Raw genomic sequence first — 15786 nt, forward strand, 5'->3', positions numbered from 1 at the left:
AAGGATGGCTATTATACCCTGAAATTCGCTGGCTATGTTGTTGATTATTTAATAGTAAAAATTAATTTTTAGTTGTAAGTTATAACAAAAGTCAGTAAAGTTGCTGTTATATATTTAATACAATCTGTTAATACAACGGGTATTAATGTAAATCTATGTATCATTACCAATCTATTATGATTCTGTGTAATGATTTTCGCTTATTTGCTCGAATAAATTACTGCTGACGCGGAGTCCAAAACATGTCATATAGTTCACGTCCACTTTCTTCTAAGTTGTTTCAATTGACAGCGTTATCACTGGCTTTAACATTAGCAGGATGTGGCGGCGGTGATGGTACAGATACAATTGCGCCAGCGCCTGATTTGGGTGTAGAGAAACCTAGTAGCGATGGTAATAATGGCACAGGTCCAATAGTAGGTGAAATTAAAATTACTCCTATAATCTTAACAGATGATAATGGCAATGTTACTCGTACTATTACTTCAGCTGGTGCAAGTGCAAAAGTAACTGTAACGGACAGTGCAGGAAAGCCTGTAAGTAACGCTCTGGTATCTTTTCAAGCTGAAAGTGTTATCTTTGGAAATAGTAATAATACCGTTTTAACTAATGAAAATGGTGAAGCGTCTATCTCTATTAAACCTGTAGATAACACCAATACAGGTAGCTATCAGCTGAGTGCAACCGTTGATTATAATGATCTGACCAAAACGACTCAGGGTTATAACTTTTCATTACAATCTATAGAAGTATTATTAACAAGTTTTGTATTATCAAATGATACCTTGCCCTCAGGTGGTAAAACAAATATCACACTAAAAACAAAAGATGCTGCAAATAATATCTTTCAAAATGATATAACGGTGAATTTTGGTACCAGTTGTGGTAGTTTTGATACAAGCAGTGTGGTCTCTAGTAACCAAGGCGATGTAACGACGACTTATACTGCTATTGATGCTAATGGGAACTTATGTGCAGGTCAACAGACTGTTACAGCTACCCCAGCTAATAATCCAGCAAACAAACAAACAATGACGGTTAATATCGCTGGTGTCGAAGCGAATTCTGTTGTTTATACGACTACTGAAAAAGTACAGTTAGGTGCTAGTAATAGTGGGTCATCAAACTCAGGACAGATAGAATTTACTGTATATGCCAACGGTAGACCTGCGGCAAACCAACAGGTTGAAATAAGTAAGAATTTTGCCCCTGAAGACTTCAGCTTTGTGACATTAAATAATCAAAATCCGAAGCCGTTAACCAGTGATTCGCAAGGTAAAGTGGTAGTGGATCTATATCCTGGTGTCAAGCCTGGACCTGTAGAGATAAAAGCTACTTTAAAACTACCAAATGGCAATTTGACTATTATAACTGCTTTATCGAAAGATGTTTCTGTGGCTACAGGGCGTGCAACCCAAAATGGCTTTAGTATTTCAATGACTAAGAATGTATTAGCCTTTGATGTTGACGGTGATAGTTCTACTATTACGGCACGTTTAGTTGACAGAGTTGGTAACCCTGTACCCGATGGCACAGTGGTAAGTTTCGTCAGTGAAGGTGGCAGAGTAACACCAAACTGCACAACTTCTAAAGGAACTTGTGATGTTGAGTTTACGACACAGAATCCGCGCCCTGCAGACAATCGTACTACGGTGATTGCTTACGTAGAGGGCGATAAATCTTATACCGATGTGGATGGAGATAACAAGTTTAGTGTTGGTGATATATTAACTCACAATATTGGTGATTTTTTCCGCGACGACAATGAAAATCATAAGTATGATAAAAACTTAGGTGAGTTTGTATATAAAAGAGGCTTGTCAGGTGCTACTTGTGCTTCCTCTTCATTATTTCAGCCTAATATCGATGACACTTGTGATAACGGTTTAGCTGCTACACTGCGCTATCAATTTGTGCTAGGTTTAGCTTCTAACAATCCTGTGTTTGATGGCTTATCAAACAGTTTGCCTGCTAATTCAGTAGATAATCCTAAAAAACCTATTACTCGAAACTTTAAGATGTATGGTAATAGTGCTTTAACTGTAAGCATGCCATCAGGTACTACTATTGACGTTGCAGCGAAAGATAAAACCAATTACACGCCTGTGGCAGAGTTAGTGGATGGTAGAATTCAAGTATCTAAGGCTGAGCCTAATACCATTGCTATTGTCAAATCAGGCTCGACATCAGAAAATGTTCGAATTGGATCAAACGGTACTGGCTCATTACCCACTACTATTCCTGCAGGATCTACATTATCAGTGGCAGATACAAATGTTACCTGTGAAGCAGAGCTTATCTCAGGAAATAAAACGGTTCCTAATGTTATTAGTCTAGGGAATAGTAAAGTTCAAGATAAAGACGTCCTATATACGCTTGTCTATAATAGCTGCCGACCTAACGATCAGATAAAAGTAACAGTAGTAACGCCTTCACCATCTGCTAATACTACTGTGAAGACAATAATTATCGAATAATATTGTTCACTAACTATTGTTTCTCTCTAAACCCCTAACCCTGCGTTGGGGGTTTTCGTATTTATAATCTCAATAACGAAATACAACCAACTCAATCAGCAAAGTTAGGTAAAAGCGATTAGAATAGTCGGTTTCCTATGCTAATGACCGTATTGAAAGTCAGTAGCAAGTTTAATTTTTTGATTGGGCGCACTATGTCAGACACTGCAACGATTACTTCAGCAAAAAAAACATCTCATAAACTATCTAATAACCTGTCTAATAAGACGGCAATCGATACTGCCACGCTATTGATTAAATGCCGTGACCAAGCCGGTATCGTGCAAGCGGTATCTGAGTTTATCCATCGCTATGGCGCTAATATCATCACTCTCGATCAGTATTCAACTGCTCATGAGGGTGGTCAATACTTTATGCGTTTAGAGTTTGCTTTGGCAGAATTGAGCGAGATTATTGAGAATTTTGAAGCCAGTTTTGCGCATACGGTAGCCAAGCGCCATAACATGGCTTGGCGTTTACATGATAATGCGATTAAGACGAAAGTTGGTATTTTAGTATCAAAGTTTGATCATGCATTGCTGGATTTGTTATGGCGGCATCAGCGAGGTTTACTTGACTGTGAGATTACCTCTGTCGTTAGTAATCACGAAGACTTGCGCCAATCGGTAGAGAACTTCGGTATTACTTTTCATCATGTGCCAGTGACCAAAGACAATAAATCAGAGGCAGAAGAGCAAATTCATGAGTTGATGGAAGGTAATGATTTGCTAGTGTTGGCGCGTTATATGCAGATATTGTCGTCTGATTTTGTCAAGCGTTGGCCGATGCAAGTCATCAATATTCACCATTCATTTTTGCCTGCATTTGTGGGAGCTGACCCTTATCGTCAGGCTTATGATAAAGGCGTCAAGCTCATTGGCGCGACCGCGCATTACGTCACCGCTGAGCTTGATCAAGGCCCTATCATTGAGCAAGATGTACACCGAGTCACTCACCGTCAAGGTGTGACGGAGCTGCGCGCTATTGGTCGTGATATCGAGCGTAATGTCTTGGCACGCGCCGTGAACTGGCATGTACAAAACCGCGTGATTGTAGCGGGTAATAAAACCGTGGTTTTTAATTAGCCTTCAATTAGAGCGATTTCAAATTGAGAAGTGCTGGTTAACAGAAGGTTAAAAAAAGCCGTGAGTATTATTCATTAATACTCACGGCTTTTTTCTGGACCTATTGCTATTGCAGCGCTGATTTTATATCAGCATCTCTAACACAAACTTGCTGCCCACAAAGCCGATAGCTAATAGGATAAAAGCATAGATAGTCATATTAGCGGCACGTTTGCCCCGCCATCCAGCACGCCAGTTACCGACCAGTAGCGCCCCAAACAATAACCAAGACAGCAGGCTAAACACGGTCTTATGCACAATATGCTGCGCCATCAAATCCTCTACATAGATAAAGCCAATGCCCAATGCGATACTTAGTAGGACAAAACCGACCAATAGCATATCGAATAATAGACTCTCCATACTTTGTAGTGATGGTAGTTTATTGACCCAAAAGCGATGAATAGAGTGGTGCTTGAGTTCGCGTATTTGTAGGCGCAAAAATAGCGCTTGCACCGCTGCCATCAGCAGCACACAATAGGCGGCAAGTGATAGTAATATATGAGCTTCAAGCCCAATACTGATATTCGTAATGGGTTGATAAGGCGCACGGCCAATATAGCCAATTGTTAACCCTACCAATGCTGTTGGCGCTGCCAGTATGCCCAGACTGACAATAGGGCGATATAAACAAAATAAAAAATAGAAGAACAAAAAGAACAAGCTGATTAGGCTAATGACATTAAAAAGATTGAAGTTTAGCCCGTAAAGCGTCACAACATAAGGATAAAGTAGCGCCGCATGCGCGAGCATGCCGACCATCAATAATCCCAAGCTGATGCCTTTATGGATAGGCTTATCCCGAGTCAGTGCCCAACTAAGGTAAGCGCTGACTAAGATATAGGCTAGGCTAGCAAGTAAGAATGCAAAGTGCACAGATAGAATGCCTCATCTCATACTGAGCGTAAAATAGCCGCTCAATTTAATGCTAAAGTGGTATTATCGGAATGATTAGAATAATCGTCCAATTTATCATAAAATGGGTGCCAATTGAGCACCAACTTGCTTATTCCTTATAAATGCTTGGCCAAGTTTGCTTGAATAAGCGCTAATATGCCTAGCTTGTAAAGCGATTGTCTATAAGTCATAAAGCGCCGCGCCAAGCTTTGGTAATGCTGTATTTGCAAAACCAATATAATTTTGGCATCTTCTTGGTGCTATAGTGTTGATAATAGACTGTTTTTTATCATTGTTTTTATGAAGATACGATTAAATACTTTACAGTATTCCCTAATAATATTTATCCGCCATTTAAGCTGAAGCCAGTTTTAGCTAAGTATTGTTTTAAGTAAGCATTATTTTAAGTAAATATTGTTTTCACCAAGAATTATTTTAACTGAGAGTTATTTATGTTTGATACCTTAACAGAACGCTTATCGTCGAGCCTGCGTAATATCGCAGGAACTGGGCAGTTGACCGAAGACAACATCAAAGATACCCTGCGTGAAGTGCGTATGGCGCTACTAGAAGCCGACGTCGCGCTACCCGTCACCCGTGACTTTGTGAAGCGCGTCAAAGAGCAAGCGCTTGGTGCAGAAGTACTCAAAGAGTTAGCGCCAGGGCAAGCCTTTGTCAAAATCGTCCATGACGAACTGACCGAAATGATGGGCAGTGCCAATCAGCAGCTTGAGATGACGGGTAAGCCACCAGTTGTTTATTTACTGGCTGGTTTGCAAGGTGCAGGTAAAACCACCACGGCTGGTAAATTGGCGAAGTTTTTACAAGAGCGCCATAAGAAAAAAGTCATGCTAGTATCCGCTGACGTCTATCGTCCAGCGGCGATTGCTCAGCTTGAGCAAGTGGCAGGTCAAGTGAATGCCAAGTTTGTTAATTCAAGTAGCGACGAAAACCCGATTGATATTGCCTTACGTGCTATCGAAGAAGCAAAGATTCAGTACCAAGATATTTTGATTATTGATACCGCTGGTCGTCTGGCTATCGATGAGACTATGATGGCTGAGATTAAGGCGTTAACTGCAGCGGTCAATCCGTCTGAAACGCTATTCGTCGTCGATGCGATGACTGGTCAAGATGCGGCCAACACTGCCAAAGCCTTTAATGATGCGCTGCCATTAACAGGTGTGATTTTAACCAAGACTGACGGTGATGCTCGCGGCGGTGCGGCACTTTCTGTACGTGCGATTACTGGCAAGCCGATTAAGTTTTTAGGTCGCGGTGAAAAATTAGACGCGTTAGAGCTGTTCCATCCTGAACGTATCGCTCAGCGTATTCTTGGTATGGGTGACGTACTGAGTTTGGTCGAAGAAGTTGAACAAAAAATCGACCGTGATAAAGCCGAAAAAATGGCGAAAAAGATGCAAAAGGGCGGCGATTTCGACCTTGAGGATCTATTGACCCAGTTCCAACAAATGAAAAGCATGGGCGGCATGGCAGGCTTCTTAGATAAGATGCCAGGTATGGGCGGCTCGGATATGCAAAAAGCGGTCGAAGATGCTAAGCCAGAAGAAAAAGTACGTGAGATGGAAGCGTTGATTAATTCGATGACGCCATTTGAGCGCAAAAATCCCGATAAAATTAACCCAAGCCGTAAGCGCCGTATTGCCGCAGGTTCTGGACGTGAGATTCAAGACGTCAATCGTTTGCTTAAACAACACAAACAAATGGCAAAAATGATGAAAATGATCTCTAAGCCTGAAGGTATCAGTAAAATGATGAAGTCGATGCAAGGGTTGATGGGTGGCGGCGGTGCAGGTGGCGGCGGTGGCGGCGGTGGCGGTCCTTTATTTGGTGGCGGCGGTCAGCAAGGCGGCGTCAAGGATGTGAATCCACAACAAATGGCTAAGCAGATGGGTCTGGATCCAAACAACATGCCAAGCACCGAAGAGATGCAAAAACAAATGCAGGAAATGCAGAATCAAGCGCCAAAAAAGTTTAAAACCCGTTTTTAATTGATAGATGCTTAGATTGCTATAGTATTGAATTCTTAATGAAAACCCCAAGGTGCAAGTCGCTTTGGGTTTTTTTATGTCTGTCATGTTCCCATAAATATTGATGGATTAAGTATGAAAATTTAGAAATTAATAAAATTTGCCTATCCTAAATGCTATGATAGGCGCTGTTTTATAATGCTAAGTGAATAGGCCGAGGTTATGATGTTTTTAGCAATGGATACCGTGTTTGATCAGTGTTCGATCGCGATTTTAGATGCCAGTGGTCAAGTGCTATCGAGTCATACGGAGACGGGTAAACGCCAGCAAACCCAGCAAATTCTACCGATGATTGACGCCGCTTTGTCCGAGGCTAAGCTCAACCTTGCTGATTTACAAGCCTTGATATTTAACCGTGGTCCTGGTGCCTTTAGTGGCATACGGATTAATACGGCAGTAGTACAAGCATTGTCTGTCGCCCATGATATTCCTTGTGTAGGAGTCTCAAGCCTACAAGCGATTGCGCAAGCAGCGTATCAGAAATATGGCGTGACCGAAGTGTATAGCGCCCTTGATGCGCGTATGCAGCAAGTTTATTTTGGGCAATATGTGCTAATAGACAACCTTATGCAGGCGGTTAAGCAAGAAAATGGCGAAGATACCGAGCAGTTGCTCGATTATGACAGCCAGACGGTGCTTAATATTCCCATTGCTGGCAATGGTGCGCCGTTATTAACATTACATGATGGTCAGATCATTCAGGCAGATATTCACCCTGATGCTACTGTGATAGGGCAGCTTGGTATTGCTCAATTTAGGGCAACAGGCGGCACAGAAGCCTCGCAAGCGTTGCCAAAGTATCTGCGCAATCAAGCGTGGAAAACGCTAAAAGAGCAAGGTAAGGCGTAACCATCATATTAATGCCAGCCATTATCAGCGCTATATAAAATATAAAAATACTCTAAAACACTATTAGCCAATAGATCCATATTTAGGAAAGCCATCGTGGATATCATTTTATTAATTCAAGCTGTTATCATGGGTATCGTTGAAGGTATCACTGAATTTTTACCCATCTCTAGCACTGGCTACTTGATTTTATCAGCGGATTTGATGGGCTTTTGGACCAAAGAAAAAGTCGATTTATTTGTGGTAGTGGTGCAGCTTGGCGCTATCTTAGCGGTCATTTATGATTACTGGGACAGACTATGGCAAGCGCTTATGGGTCTGCTGACAGGCAAAGCTGAAGGCATGAGTAATCCACGCCAGCTAGGACTTAGCTTGATTGTGGCGACTATTCCGGTGATGATCGTTGGTTTTACCTTCGCTGATGAGATTAAATCATATTTATTTAATCCTATCGTCGTGGCAATTATGCTGATTATCGGTGGTTTATTGATATTCTATGTAGAAAATCGCCCTAAAACGATTATTGCGCAAGAAGCAGAAGACGTCAGTCTAAAAACCGCGTTGATGATTGGTCTGCTGCAATGTCTGGCATTGATACCGGGAACATCACGCTCAGGCGCGACAATTATCGGCGCGCTATGGCTCGGCGTTTCACGTAAAGCTTCCGCTGAATTTTCTTTCTTTTTGGGTATTCCAGTCATCGTGGGCGCGGCATTATTGGATTTGCTGAAGCATCATGATGTATTGACCAATAGCGAGGATTGGCTGGTATTAGGTATAGGTACGGTGGTGTCATTTATCGTCGCCTTACTCTGTATCCGTTTGCTAGTAGAATGGGTCAGTCGTCGTGATTTTAAAATCTTTGCATGGTTACGCATTATTACTGGCATCATTGTATTAATAGCGGCTTGGGGTTTTGGTTATCAAATGGCAGGCTAGAGCCGATTGTAGGATGAGTCTATAAGCCGCGAATAGGAAAGTAGAGATGACCGCTTCACGCCAAGGGTTCAAAGAAAGTAGTAACATTATGCACTGCCAACTATACTATGTCAGCGAGTCGCAGCATAGTCAGGTTGCAGATATACAAGCGCTGATAGTCGCACATCAGCTGCCCATTATTTTACACCTTGAGCTGTTTACCGATAAGCTTAGTCAAAAACGTCGCCAGCAGTTAAGCCAGACAGCTACCCAACCTATTTTGTTGTTGGATGAAAAAAACAAGCTATCATGGCTGAGCGATGGGTTAAGCGTTGCACCAGAATGGGATAAGCTGCAACGCCGTGTAGTGAGTGCGGGGCGTAAGTCTGAGTTATTATTACAAGCAGTCAAAATCACGTCTGACAGTCATGTTATCGATGCCACAGCAGGCTTTGGTCATGACAGTTTGATATTAGCTAGTACGGGCGCTCAGGTCATCATGCTTGAGCAACAGCCCTTGATGGCATTGTTATTGTTAGTAGAGCAGCAGCGTATGAGTGGGCTAGCAAATTGGCAAAAGCTGATAAGCCGTCTGCATATTATCAATACCGATGCGCTTGGCTATTTTGCAACTCTAGCAGCTGATACAATAAATGACACTAAAGAAATCGATAAGAAAGCAGTCGATGTGGTGTATCTGGATCCTATGTTTCCGGAAGACAGTTACCAAGATAGCAAAACGGGTAAAGGCGCTAAAGTGGGTAAGCACATGCAAGCCTTACACCAATTGGCTAGCCCCCCAACGCTAGAACAAGAAGAACAGTTGCTACAAAGTGCGCAAGCAGTCGTCCGTCAAAATGCTCAAACGTCTGGCCGCGTGGTCGTTAAGCGTCCGCAATTTGCGCCGTTACTTGCGCATCAACAACCAAGTGAGAGCTGGCATAACGAAGCCGTACGCTTTGATGGTTATTTTGTTTAATAGCCATTTTTTATGATAATGACTGTGCTCAGTTAACAAGTTTGTATTTTTAGAATTAGGGAATTTAGGAGCAGGGAATGTCGACGCTAATTATTTGGATCATGGGTGCAGGATTATTATTAATAAATATCATTTTGCGCACTCGAATATTAAGGCTAGAAGCCCGTTTAAAAGAGTTCAGTCGTCCTGAAGATTATGTGGCATTTTTGCGTCAACAAGCCGCACCAAAAGACAAAATCCCTGCCATTAAAGCCTTACGCAAACAATATCCTGAGCTGTCGCTCATCGAGGCCAACAAATTGTGGCAGCAAATTCAGTAGCTCGCCAATCTATTAGCTTAATCTATTGGCTTTCAGACAGTTATATAAATACAAATAGGCATACAGAATATTCTATCAGTGATAATTAAAATACCATGACATTCGATGACAAACTACAAGCTTACCTGCAGCTGACGCGCTTTGATAAACCAGTAGGTATTGAGCTATTATTATGGCCAACGCTATGGGGCGTAATGCTGGCGGCGATGGGTCAAGCGCAACAGCAAGGTTCAAGTGCAGGTCTACCAAGTCTTAAGATGTTGGTGATTTTTGCGCTTGGCGCAATTTTTATGCGGGCGGCAGGTTGCGCGATCAATGATTTTGCCGATCGTAAGGTCGATGGTCATGTGACGCGCACCAAAGGACGTCCATTAGCTGATGGGCGTCTGTCTGCTAAAGAAGCAATCGCTGCTTTTTTAGTATTGGTATTACTCAGTGCCAGTTTGCTGTTCTTTTTGCCGATAGCCGTATTTTACTGGTCGCTTGGCGCAGTGTTATTGGCATTCATTTATCCATTTATGAAGCGTTTTACCCATTTGCCGCAGGTGTTTTTAGCAGCGGCTTTTGGTTGGGCGATACCGATGGCGTATGTGGCGATACAAGGCGCGCCTGATATATGGTGTTGGCTGTTATTTGTCGCTTATATGTGTTGGACCGTGGCTTATGATACCCAATATGCTATGGCTGACCGTGAAGATGATTTAAAAATTGGGGTCAAATCAACGGCGATATTATTTGGTCGCTATGATGTGATTATTATCTCGCTGCTACAAACATTGTTTTTGCTTATCATGGGCGCGGTCATTTGGCATTACTTTGCACCGACAAGCTTAGGCCTGACGCCAGTATTTGGCTTGGCGTTAGTGGCGATGATGTTTGCTAAGCAAAATAGCGCTTGTGCTACTCGTAATGCAAGAGCCTGTTTTCAGGCGTTTTTAGCCAATATATGGGTAGGGCGTTACGTCTTTGCTCTCATTGCAATCGCTTGTCTATGGACGACTTTTAATGGATAACTTCAAAAAGCTCTCAAAGTCAAAAGCGAAAAAATCTTCTGATGCCAATGCACCTGTCATCGATTATCAAGCAAAGCTAGCTGAGCACGGATTAACACGCGAACAAGTGATCGCCACCGAGCGTAAATTGGCTAAGTTTGCTAATACGATGGATTCGCTGGTACGTGTGCCTTTTACCAAACAAGGCATGGGTGCAGATGCGGCGCTTTCGACGATTCCGCTGGCAGGAGATTTAGCGGGACTGGCTTTAACCAGCTATGCTTTTGTATTAGGGCGTCAGTTAGGCGTGCCAGCGCATAAAATGACGCCTGCGGTCAGACTGGCACTCATTGATATGGTCGTTGGTATCGTACCGGGTATTGGCACGCTGCTCGATATTTTTATTCGCCCCAGTCGTAAGACTTTAGGCATCGTACATGAGCATCTGCACGATGAATATGGCATTACTGAAACGATGCACATGGATCGGCCGTTTTTGCATCAATCGCTAGAAGACAAACAGCGTAGCCGTTTTGGCGCTTTTTGGCACAATCCTATCATTGCGTGGTTGTATTTGCACATTCCTGATCTGTTGGGATTAATCGTTATTGTAGTGATTGGTTGGGGACTGTGGGCAGTAATAAGTTGGCTGGTCAGTCTGTTTGGCAAAGTAACTGGATTTGGCTAGAGAAAAGTTAATAGCATTAAAAAGGCGGCAAATATCATAAATATTTGCCGCCTTTTTAATGCTTAAGAGATTTCTTTTATGTAACTTTTTAAAGGTTCTAAGCTGTATTTTTTAATCAATTACTCAGTGATGACTTCTGCTTCGGCACTGACTGCATCAAAGCTAGTAATTTTGTTATTTTGGACAAGGTCGATAGTACCACCACCCGCATGACTGACCAGCTCGATGCTGCCATCGCTTGATCGATAAGTCGGGTTATTGCCTTGACCTTCAGGTGCACTTAGTGTCATTTTTGGTTTGTTCGGTAGGCTGATGATAGCGTTGAGTACGCCTGCTGCTGAGGTTTCAAAAACGACCGAGAGTGCTTCACCAGCCGCATTTTTATAACGGACATCAGTAATTTGCGCGCCTTTAATAGCTTGTTCTGGATTTGGTGCTGGGGCAGTATTGTTTACTGCCGATTCTGTTGCACCAAGGTCATTCTCTAGCTCAGTTAAGCTTACATCTTGTTCTGAGCTTACTTCAGGATTTGCGATATCATCACCATTATTAGCGGTCGTATCAACATTAATGTTGGTAGGCACGGGTGTGGTTTGTACTGCCGCTTCAGAGATTGTTTCGTTATCTGTCTCAGGCTCTGGTGTTTTTTGGCAAGCACTCAATAGTGAGAGACTTAAAAAAATAGCAGAAATTGCCTGAAAAAAGGGTTTTGATTTTACAATTGTAAGAGCATCGATTTTCATAATCATACGGCTACCCATTGGCAGAGTTTTTGTTTAAATATAGTGAACGACGTAGAATTATTTATCCCTCAAAGTCAAATATGACCGTCATTTGCTATTACTATCAATTTCTTGCTTACTATCTACAGGCATTATTATTTCAGTTTTAGGTTGTCGGCTGCCATACCGCTTTCTTTATACACGTCATCTAAATATCGACGGCTGGCAAGTAGTTTGTCTACAACGCCACTTTGGCTTTGGATATTGAGCTTTTGAGAAAAGTCTAAAATCGAGTTTAATTGATCTAATACCATGTCATAGCTGGTATTTTGTTTGTCGGTATCGATAATGACTGTTTTGGCATAATGTTGATCGAGGCTAAGGTAGTCGCCAATCAATTCTGGAACACGTGTGGTGATGAGTTTATTGAGAGTAAATAGCTGTGATTCAGTGATTTCTTCATGATGGGTGGACTCATATTGTTGTCCAATATCATCCATCACAGATCGAAACGCCTTAGGTACTTGCTCGTCATAAAGTAGCTTGATAAAAGGATGTCGAGCTGAAAAATTAATCATGCTGAGCCCGTTAGCTCGCTCATGATTTACCTCGTTGTTTACCGCCATCTCTGCTTTAGACTGGGTAGCGACAAGATTCGCAGAAGCTAAGTATTCTTGATGCCGCTGTATAGAAGCAATCTGTGTGTGCTTAGACTTTTCTTTCATCACAAAAAATATGGGCACAATAACAATTAGGCTAAGCAAAATGAGTAAGGTAAAAAAAGACATGTCGGGACTCTGTCATAAAAAATGCTATTTATTAAAAAAAAGTTTTTAGATTACAATATAACATGCTTGTGTTATGTTAAGGCAAAATAGCGGTCGATAAAAGTTGTATCTCGCTACTGTTTATCTCGCTATTATGTATCTTACCACTATATATTTTACGACTAAGTGCTTGCCTATTTCTAATTAAGGAAGATGATGAATAATGACACGATTACGAAGAGTCAGCTAGCCGCTTATAAACCAACTACTGCTTATGTCGGGACTTCTTGGGCGGTGATGTTGGTGGGTGTCCTAGCGTATTTACTTGGCTTATGGAATGCACAGAGTATGTTATTAAATGAAAAAGGCTATTATATAGCGGTGCTGGCGCTAGGTCTTTATTCAGCAATCAGTTTGCAAAAAACCCTTCGTGATCGTAGTGAAGGTATTCCAACAACCAATATGTATTATCTAATCAGCTGGGCGGCTCTTGGATTGTCCATTGCGCTAATCGCGATTGGTTTGATGAATGCGGGAAGTTTAAGCTTAAGTGAAAAAGGCTTTTATATGATGGCATTTACCATGAGTTTATTTGCTGCAGTGACCATTCAAAAAAATACCCGTGACGAAGTACAAATTCGCACTTTAACTGCACCAATGATTACGACTGACACTCAAAGTAGTACTAAAACTGGTCATCAAGAGTCCCGCGACTCTGACACTGGAAAATCACTTTTTGGTGCAGTTAAATCTAGAATGGAAGGCAGTGATTAAACCTTTGACTAAAAATTTCAAGTAAGCGGTGTTTGTAAACGCGTACGATTTGGCGACAGGCGCGCAAGCATCGCTGTTGATAAGGGGGCAAATGTTCCTAACATCATATCTGTTAGCGCTTCAGCACATATTGGTGCGATGGCATACCCCTTAGCACCCATGGCACTCATTACCCAAGTTCGTTTACTGTCTGCTAACGCTCCAACGATAGGATGATAATCAGGCGTTTGCGTACGAATCCCCGCCCGTCCTTGCCACAAACTAATATCTGTTGGAATAATCGAGTCCATCTCAGGAATGGCAGTCACTAGTTTGTCGCGGCTAATCTGATGCTCTTTTGTGCGGATATCTATGTCGGTATCATTACGTATAAAGCTTGCGCCTAATAAAAACTGAGAGCGTTTTTCTACAACATCGTTCAATTGTGCATCGCCTGTTTGCGCGGTAAATAACGCACAGTAACCGCTGTATTTAAGCGGTATTTTGGGTAATATGGTGAGCTGCTCGGTTGTGGGCGTAAACCAAGAAAGCTGACCACGAATTTTACGACAATCAAAAATACGCTTGTCCAGTTGATGACTCTCAAAAGCTGCGCAAATGACCACATTATCAGCGCTAATGGATATCGTCTGCTTATCCTGATTACTGCCTTCGATACAAATACTTTCTTCTGTTTCGCTAATACTCTTAACGTCTACTTGCTGAAAGTGGATGAGCGGATGCATTAGGATAGTATCTTTTAATGCTTGTGGATTGACCAAGCCAGACTGAGGTAAATATAGATTCTCTGATAAATCTTGTGTTTTTAACCCGCTGATAGTTTGCGCCTGCTCATGGGATAGTGTGGTGGCCATCTCATCGGGATAATCAGCGATTTGCTCTGTGCCAATATTGGCTTTCATAAGCAGATCAAGAGCGCCCGTTGGTTCAAGTATTGGCACTAATCCTGATTTTTTAGCGTCTACATTTAAGCATCGATATAGCCTGCTGCTATAGAGATAGCCTATGGTATGCAAATGTTCATCGACATGATGAATGGGCGTCATCTTGGGAGCGAGCAGAGCACGAGGGTTGCCTGATGCGCCCGCCAAAGGTGCTGATTTATCTAGCAAAGTCACTGGAATACCACGATTGGCCAATGACCAAGCCGTTAATAGCCCCGAAACGCCAGCGCCAATGACAATGCTATGGGCGGGCAGGTTGTCAGTGGGTTTGGCTGATTGGCTATCGTTGTCGGGCGCGGCGGTGCTAGTATTATTGTAAGAGATTATGTCTTTGCTATTTGTGTCTTTACTATTGTTTTCATTATTATTGTCAGTTAAATTTATGGTATCCAGCATGATCGCCGTTAGCATCTCGTTCTTACGACCAAAGCCTTTCACTTTTTTAATCTGAAAGCCACAATCTTGCAGCGCACGTTTGACGATACCGGCACAGCTATAGGTGGCAGCAGTTGTATTGGGTCGTGATAAACGCTGTATTTGTGCAAAAATACCATCCGCCCACAAGGTACTATTGCAAGAGGGCGCAAAACCATCTAAAAACCAAGCGTCAACATAAGGTGCATGCGAGCTAGAAGAGTTATTTGCCAGTTTGGTTAAGCTCTCAGCTGCGTCACCCAACCATATATCAACGGTCAAATTATCATCAAAGAAACTCAAACGATGACAGCCCGCAATAAGAGGCGGATAGGCCGCTAATAATAGCTCAATCAGTGTTGTCAATTCAGGCGCGCGCTGTCCCCATAAGGCAAGTATTTGGGTAAGGTCGGTACGAGGTATCGGGAACTTTTCAGTGGTAATAAAATGCAGTTTTGCAGTTGCTAATTGAGGGTGTATATCCCGCAGCTGTCGCCATAGCTGCCATGTAGCGAGAAAATTCAGTCCAGTACCAAAGCCCAATTCAGCAATCGTAAAGCATTGATTTGGTGCAAGATTGGTCAGTCGTTCAGGCAATTGATTGTGCGCCAAAAACACATGACGCGATTCCGCTAAACCATCAGCATTTGAGAAGTAAACATCACCAAACTCACCCGATACCGGCACTTTATTACCCGTATCATCCATCTGCCAATCAATCTTGGCAGGGGTGATATTTGATGAGTGAAAGCTTAGTGACTGAGTGTTTTTAGAGGGTGTCGACGATGTATCAGTATCTTTTGATTCGAACATGGATTTAGACATAGACAG

The 15786-nt window shown here is 42.4% G+C and carries 14 protein-coding genes; 10 read left to right on the forward strand and 4 right to left on the reverse strand.

The genetic code is table 11. From position 1 onward, the window contains the following. Positions 1-242 precede the first annotated feature (242 nt). Entirely contained in the window at positions 243-2477 is a 2235-nt protein-coding gene (locus I3257_RS01155; RefSeq protein ID WP_238048543.1) for an Ig-like domain-containing protein, read from the forward strand. Positions 2478-2671: 194 nt separating this feature from the next. Then, entirely contained in the window at positions 2672-3601 is a 930-nt protein-coding gene (purU, locus tag I3257_RS01160) for a formyltetrahydrofolate deformylase (protein ID WP_238048544.1), read from the forward strand. Between the two features lie 123 nt (positions 3602-3724). Here purU and ccsA read toward each other — a convergent pair whose 3' ends face one another. After that, entirely contained in the window at positions 3725-4516 is a 792-nt protein-coding gene (gene ccsA, locus I3257_RS01165) for a cytochrome c biogenesis protein CcsA (protein ID WP_238048545.1), read from the reverse strand. A 473-nt stretch (positions 4517-4989) separates the two neighbouring features. On the opposite strand from ccsA, the gene ffh reads away from it, so the two are divergent. The 7 genes from ffh (at position 4990) to I3257_RS01200 (ending at position 11334) form a co-directional block, all read left to right on the forward strand. Then, a complete protein-coding gene (gene ffh, locus I3257_RS01170) occupies positions 4990-6549 on the forward strand; it encodes a signal recognition particle protein (protein WP_238048546.1) in 1560 nt (519 codons plus the stop codon). 204 nt (positions 6550-6753) lie between these two features. Beyond that, positions 6754-7437: a tRNA (adenosine(37)-N6)-threonylcarbamoyltransferase complex dimerization subunit type 1 TsaB gene (gene tsaB / locus I3257_RS01175; protein ID WP_060492298.1), complete on the forward strand. Its 684-nt coding sequence runs from the start codon at positions 6754-6756 to the stop codon at positions 7435-7437. Positions 7438-7533: 96 nt separating this feature from the next. Then, positions 7534-8376 (forward strand): undecaprenyl-diphosphate phosphatase, encoded by an 843-nt coding sequence (locus I3257_RS01180; RefSeq protein ID WP_109589588.1) that lies wholly within the window; start codon positions 7534-7536, stop codon positions 8374-8376. Between the two features lie 46 nt (positions 8377-8422). Continuing rightward, positions 8423-9334, forward strand: a complete 912-nt coding sequence (locus I3257_RS01185; RefSeq protein WP_238048547.1) for a class I SAM-dependent methyltransferase — start codon at positions 8423-8425, stop codon at positions 9332-9334. A gap of 77 nt (positions 9335-9411) precedes the next feature. Beyond that, positions 9412-9654, forward strand: a complete 243-nt coding sequence (locus I3257_RS01190; protein ID WP_060491739.1) for a hypothetical protein — start codon at positions 9412-9414, stop codon at positions 9652-9654. Positions 9655-9749: 95 nt separating this feature from the next. After that, positions 9750-10667, forward strand: a complete 918-nt coding sequence (gene ubiA, locus I3257_RS01195) for a 4-hydroxybenzoate octaprenyltransferase (RefSeq protein ID WP_201554670.1) — start codon at positions 9750-9752, stop codon at positions 10665-10667. Then, positions 10660-11334, forward strand: coding sequence for a DUF4112 domain-containing protein (locus I3257_RS01200; RefSeq protein ID WP_227676601.1), 675 nt, complete (start codon positions 10660-10662; stop codon positions 11332-11334). Before ubiA ends, I3257_RS01200 begins: the two co-directional genes overlap by 8 nt. A gap of 119 nt (positions 11335-11453) precedes the next feature. Here I3257_RS01200 and I3257_RS01205 read toward each other — a convergent pair whose 3' ends face one another. Further along, a complete protein-coding gene (locus I3257_RS01205; RefSeq protein WP_238048548.1) occupies positions 11454-12083 on the reverse strand; it encodes a hypothetical protein in 630 nt (209 codons plus the stop codon). A gap of 128 nt (positions 12084-12211) precedes the next feature. Then, on the reverse strand, positions 12212-12844 hold the full coding sequence (locus I3257_RS01210) for a hypothetical protein (RefSeq protein WP_238048549.1): 633 nt from the start codon (positions 12842-12844) through the stop codon (positions 12212-12214). Between the two features lie 195 nt (positions 12845-13039). On the opposite strand from I3257_RS01210, the gene yiaA reads away from it, so the two are divergent. Then, entirely contained in the window at positions 13040-13597 is a 558-nt protein-coding gene (yiaA, locus tag I3257_RS01215; protein ID WP_238048550.1) for an inner membrane protein YiaA, read from the forward strand. Between the two features lie 17 nt (positions 13598-13614). Here yiaA and mnmD read toward each other — a convergent pair whose 3' ends face one another. Next, positions 13615-15780: a tRNA (5-methylaminomethyl-2-thiouridine)(34)-methyltransferase MnmD gene (gene mnmD / locus I3257_RS01220; RefSeq protein ID WP_238048551.1), complete on the reverse strand. Its 2166-nt coding sequence runs from the start codon at positions 15778-15780 to the stop codon at positions 13615-13617. Positions 15781-15786: the final 6 nt, after the last annotated feature.

This window comes from Psychrobacter sp. Ps7, assembly GCF_022129225.1.
In the GTDB taxonomy this organism is placed as follows: domain Bacteria; phylum Pseudomonadota; class Gammaproteobacteria; order Pseudomonadales; family Moraxellaceae; genus Psychrobacter; species Psychrobacter immobilis_A.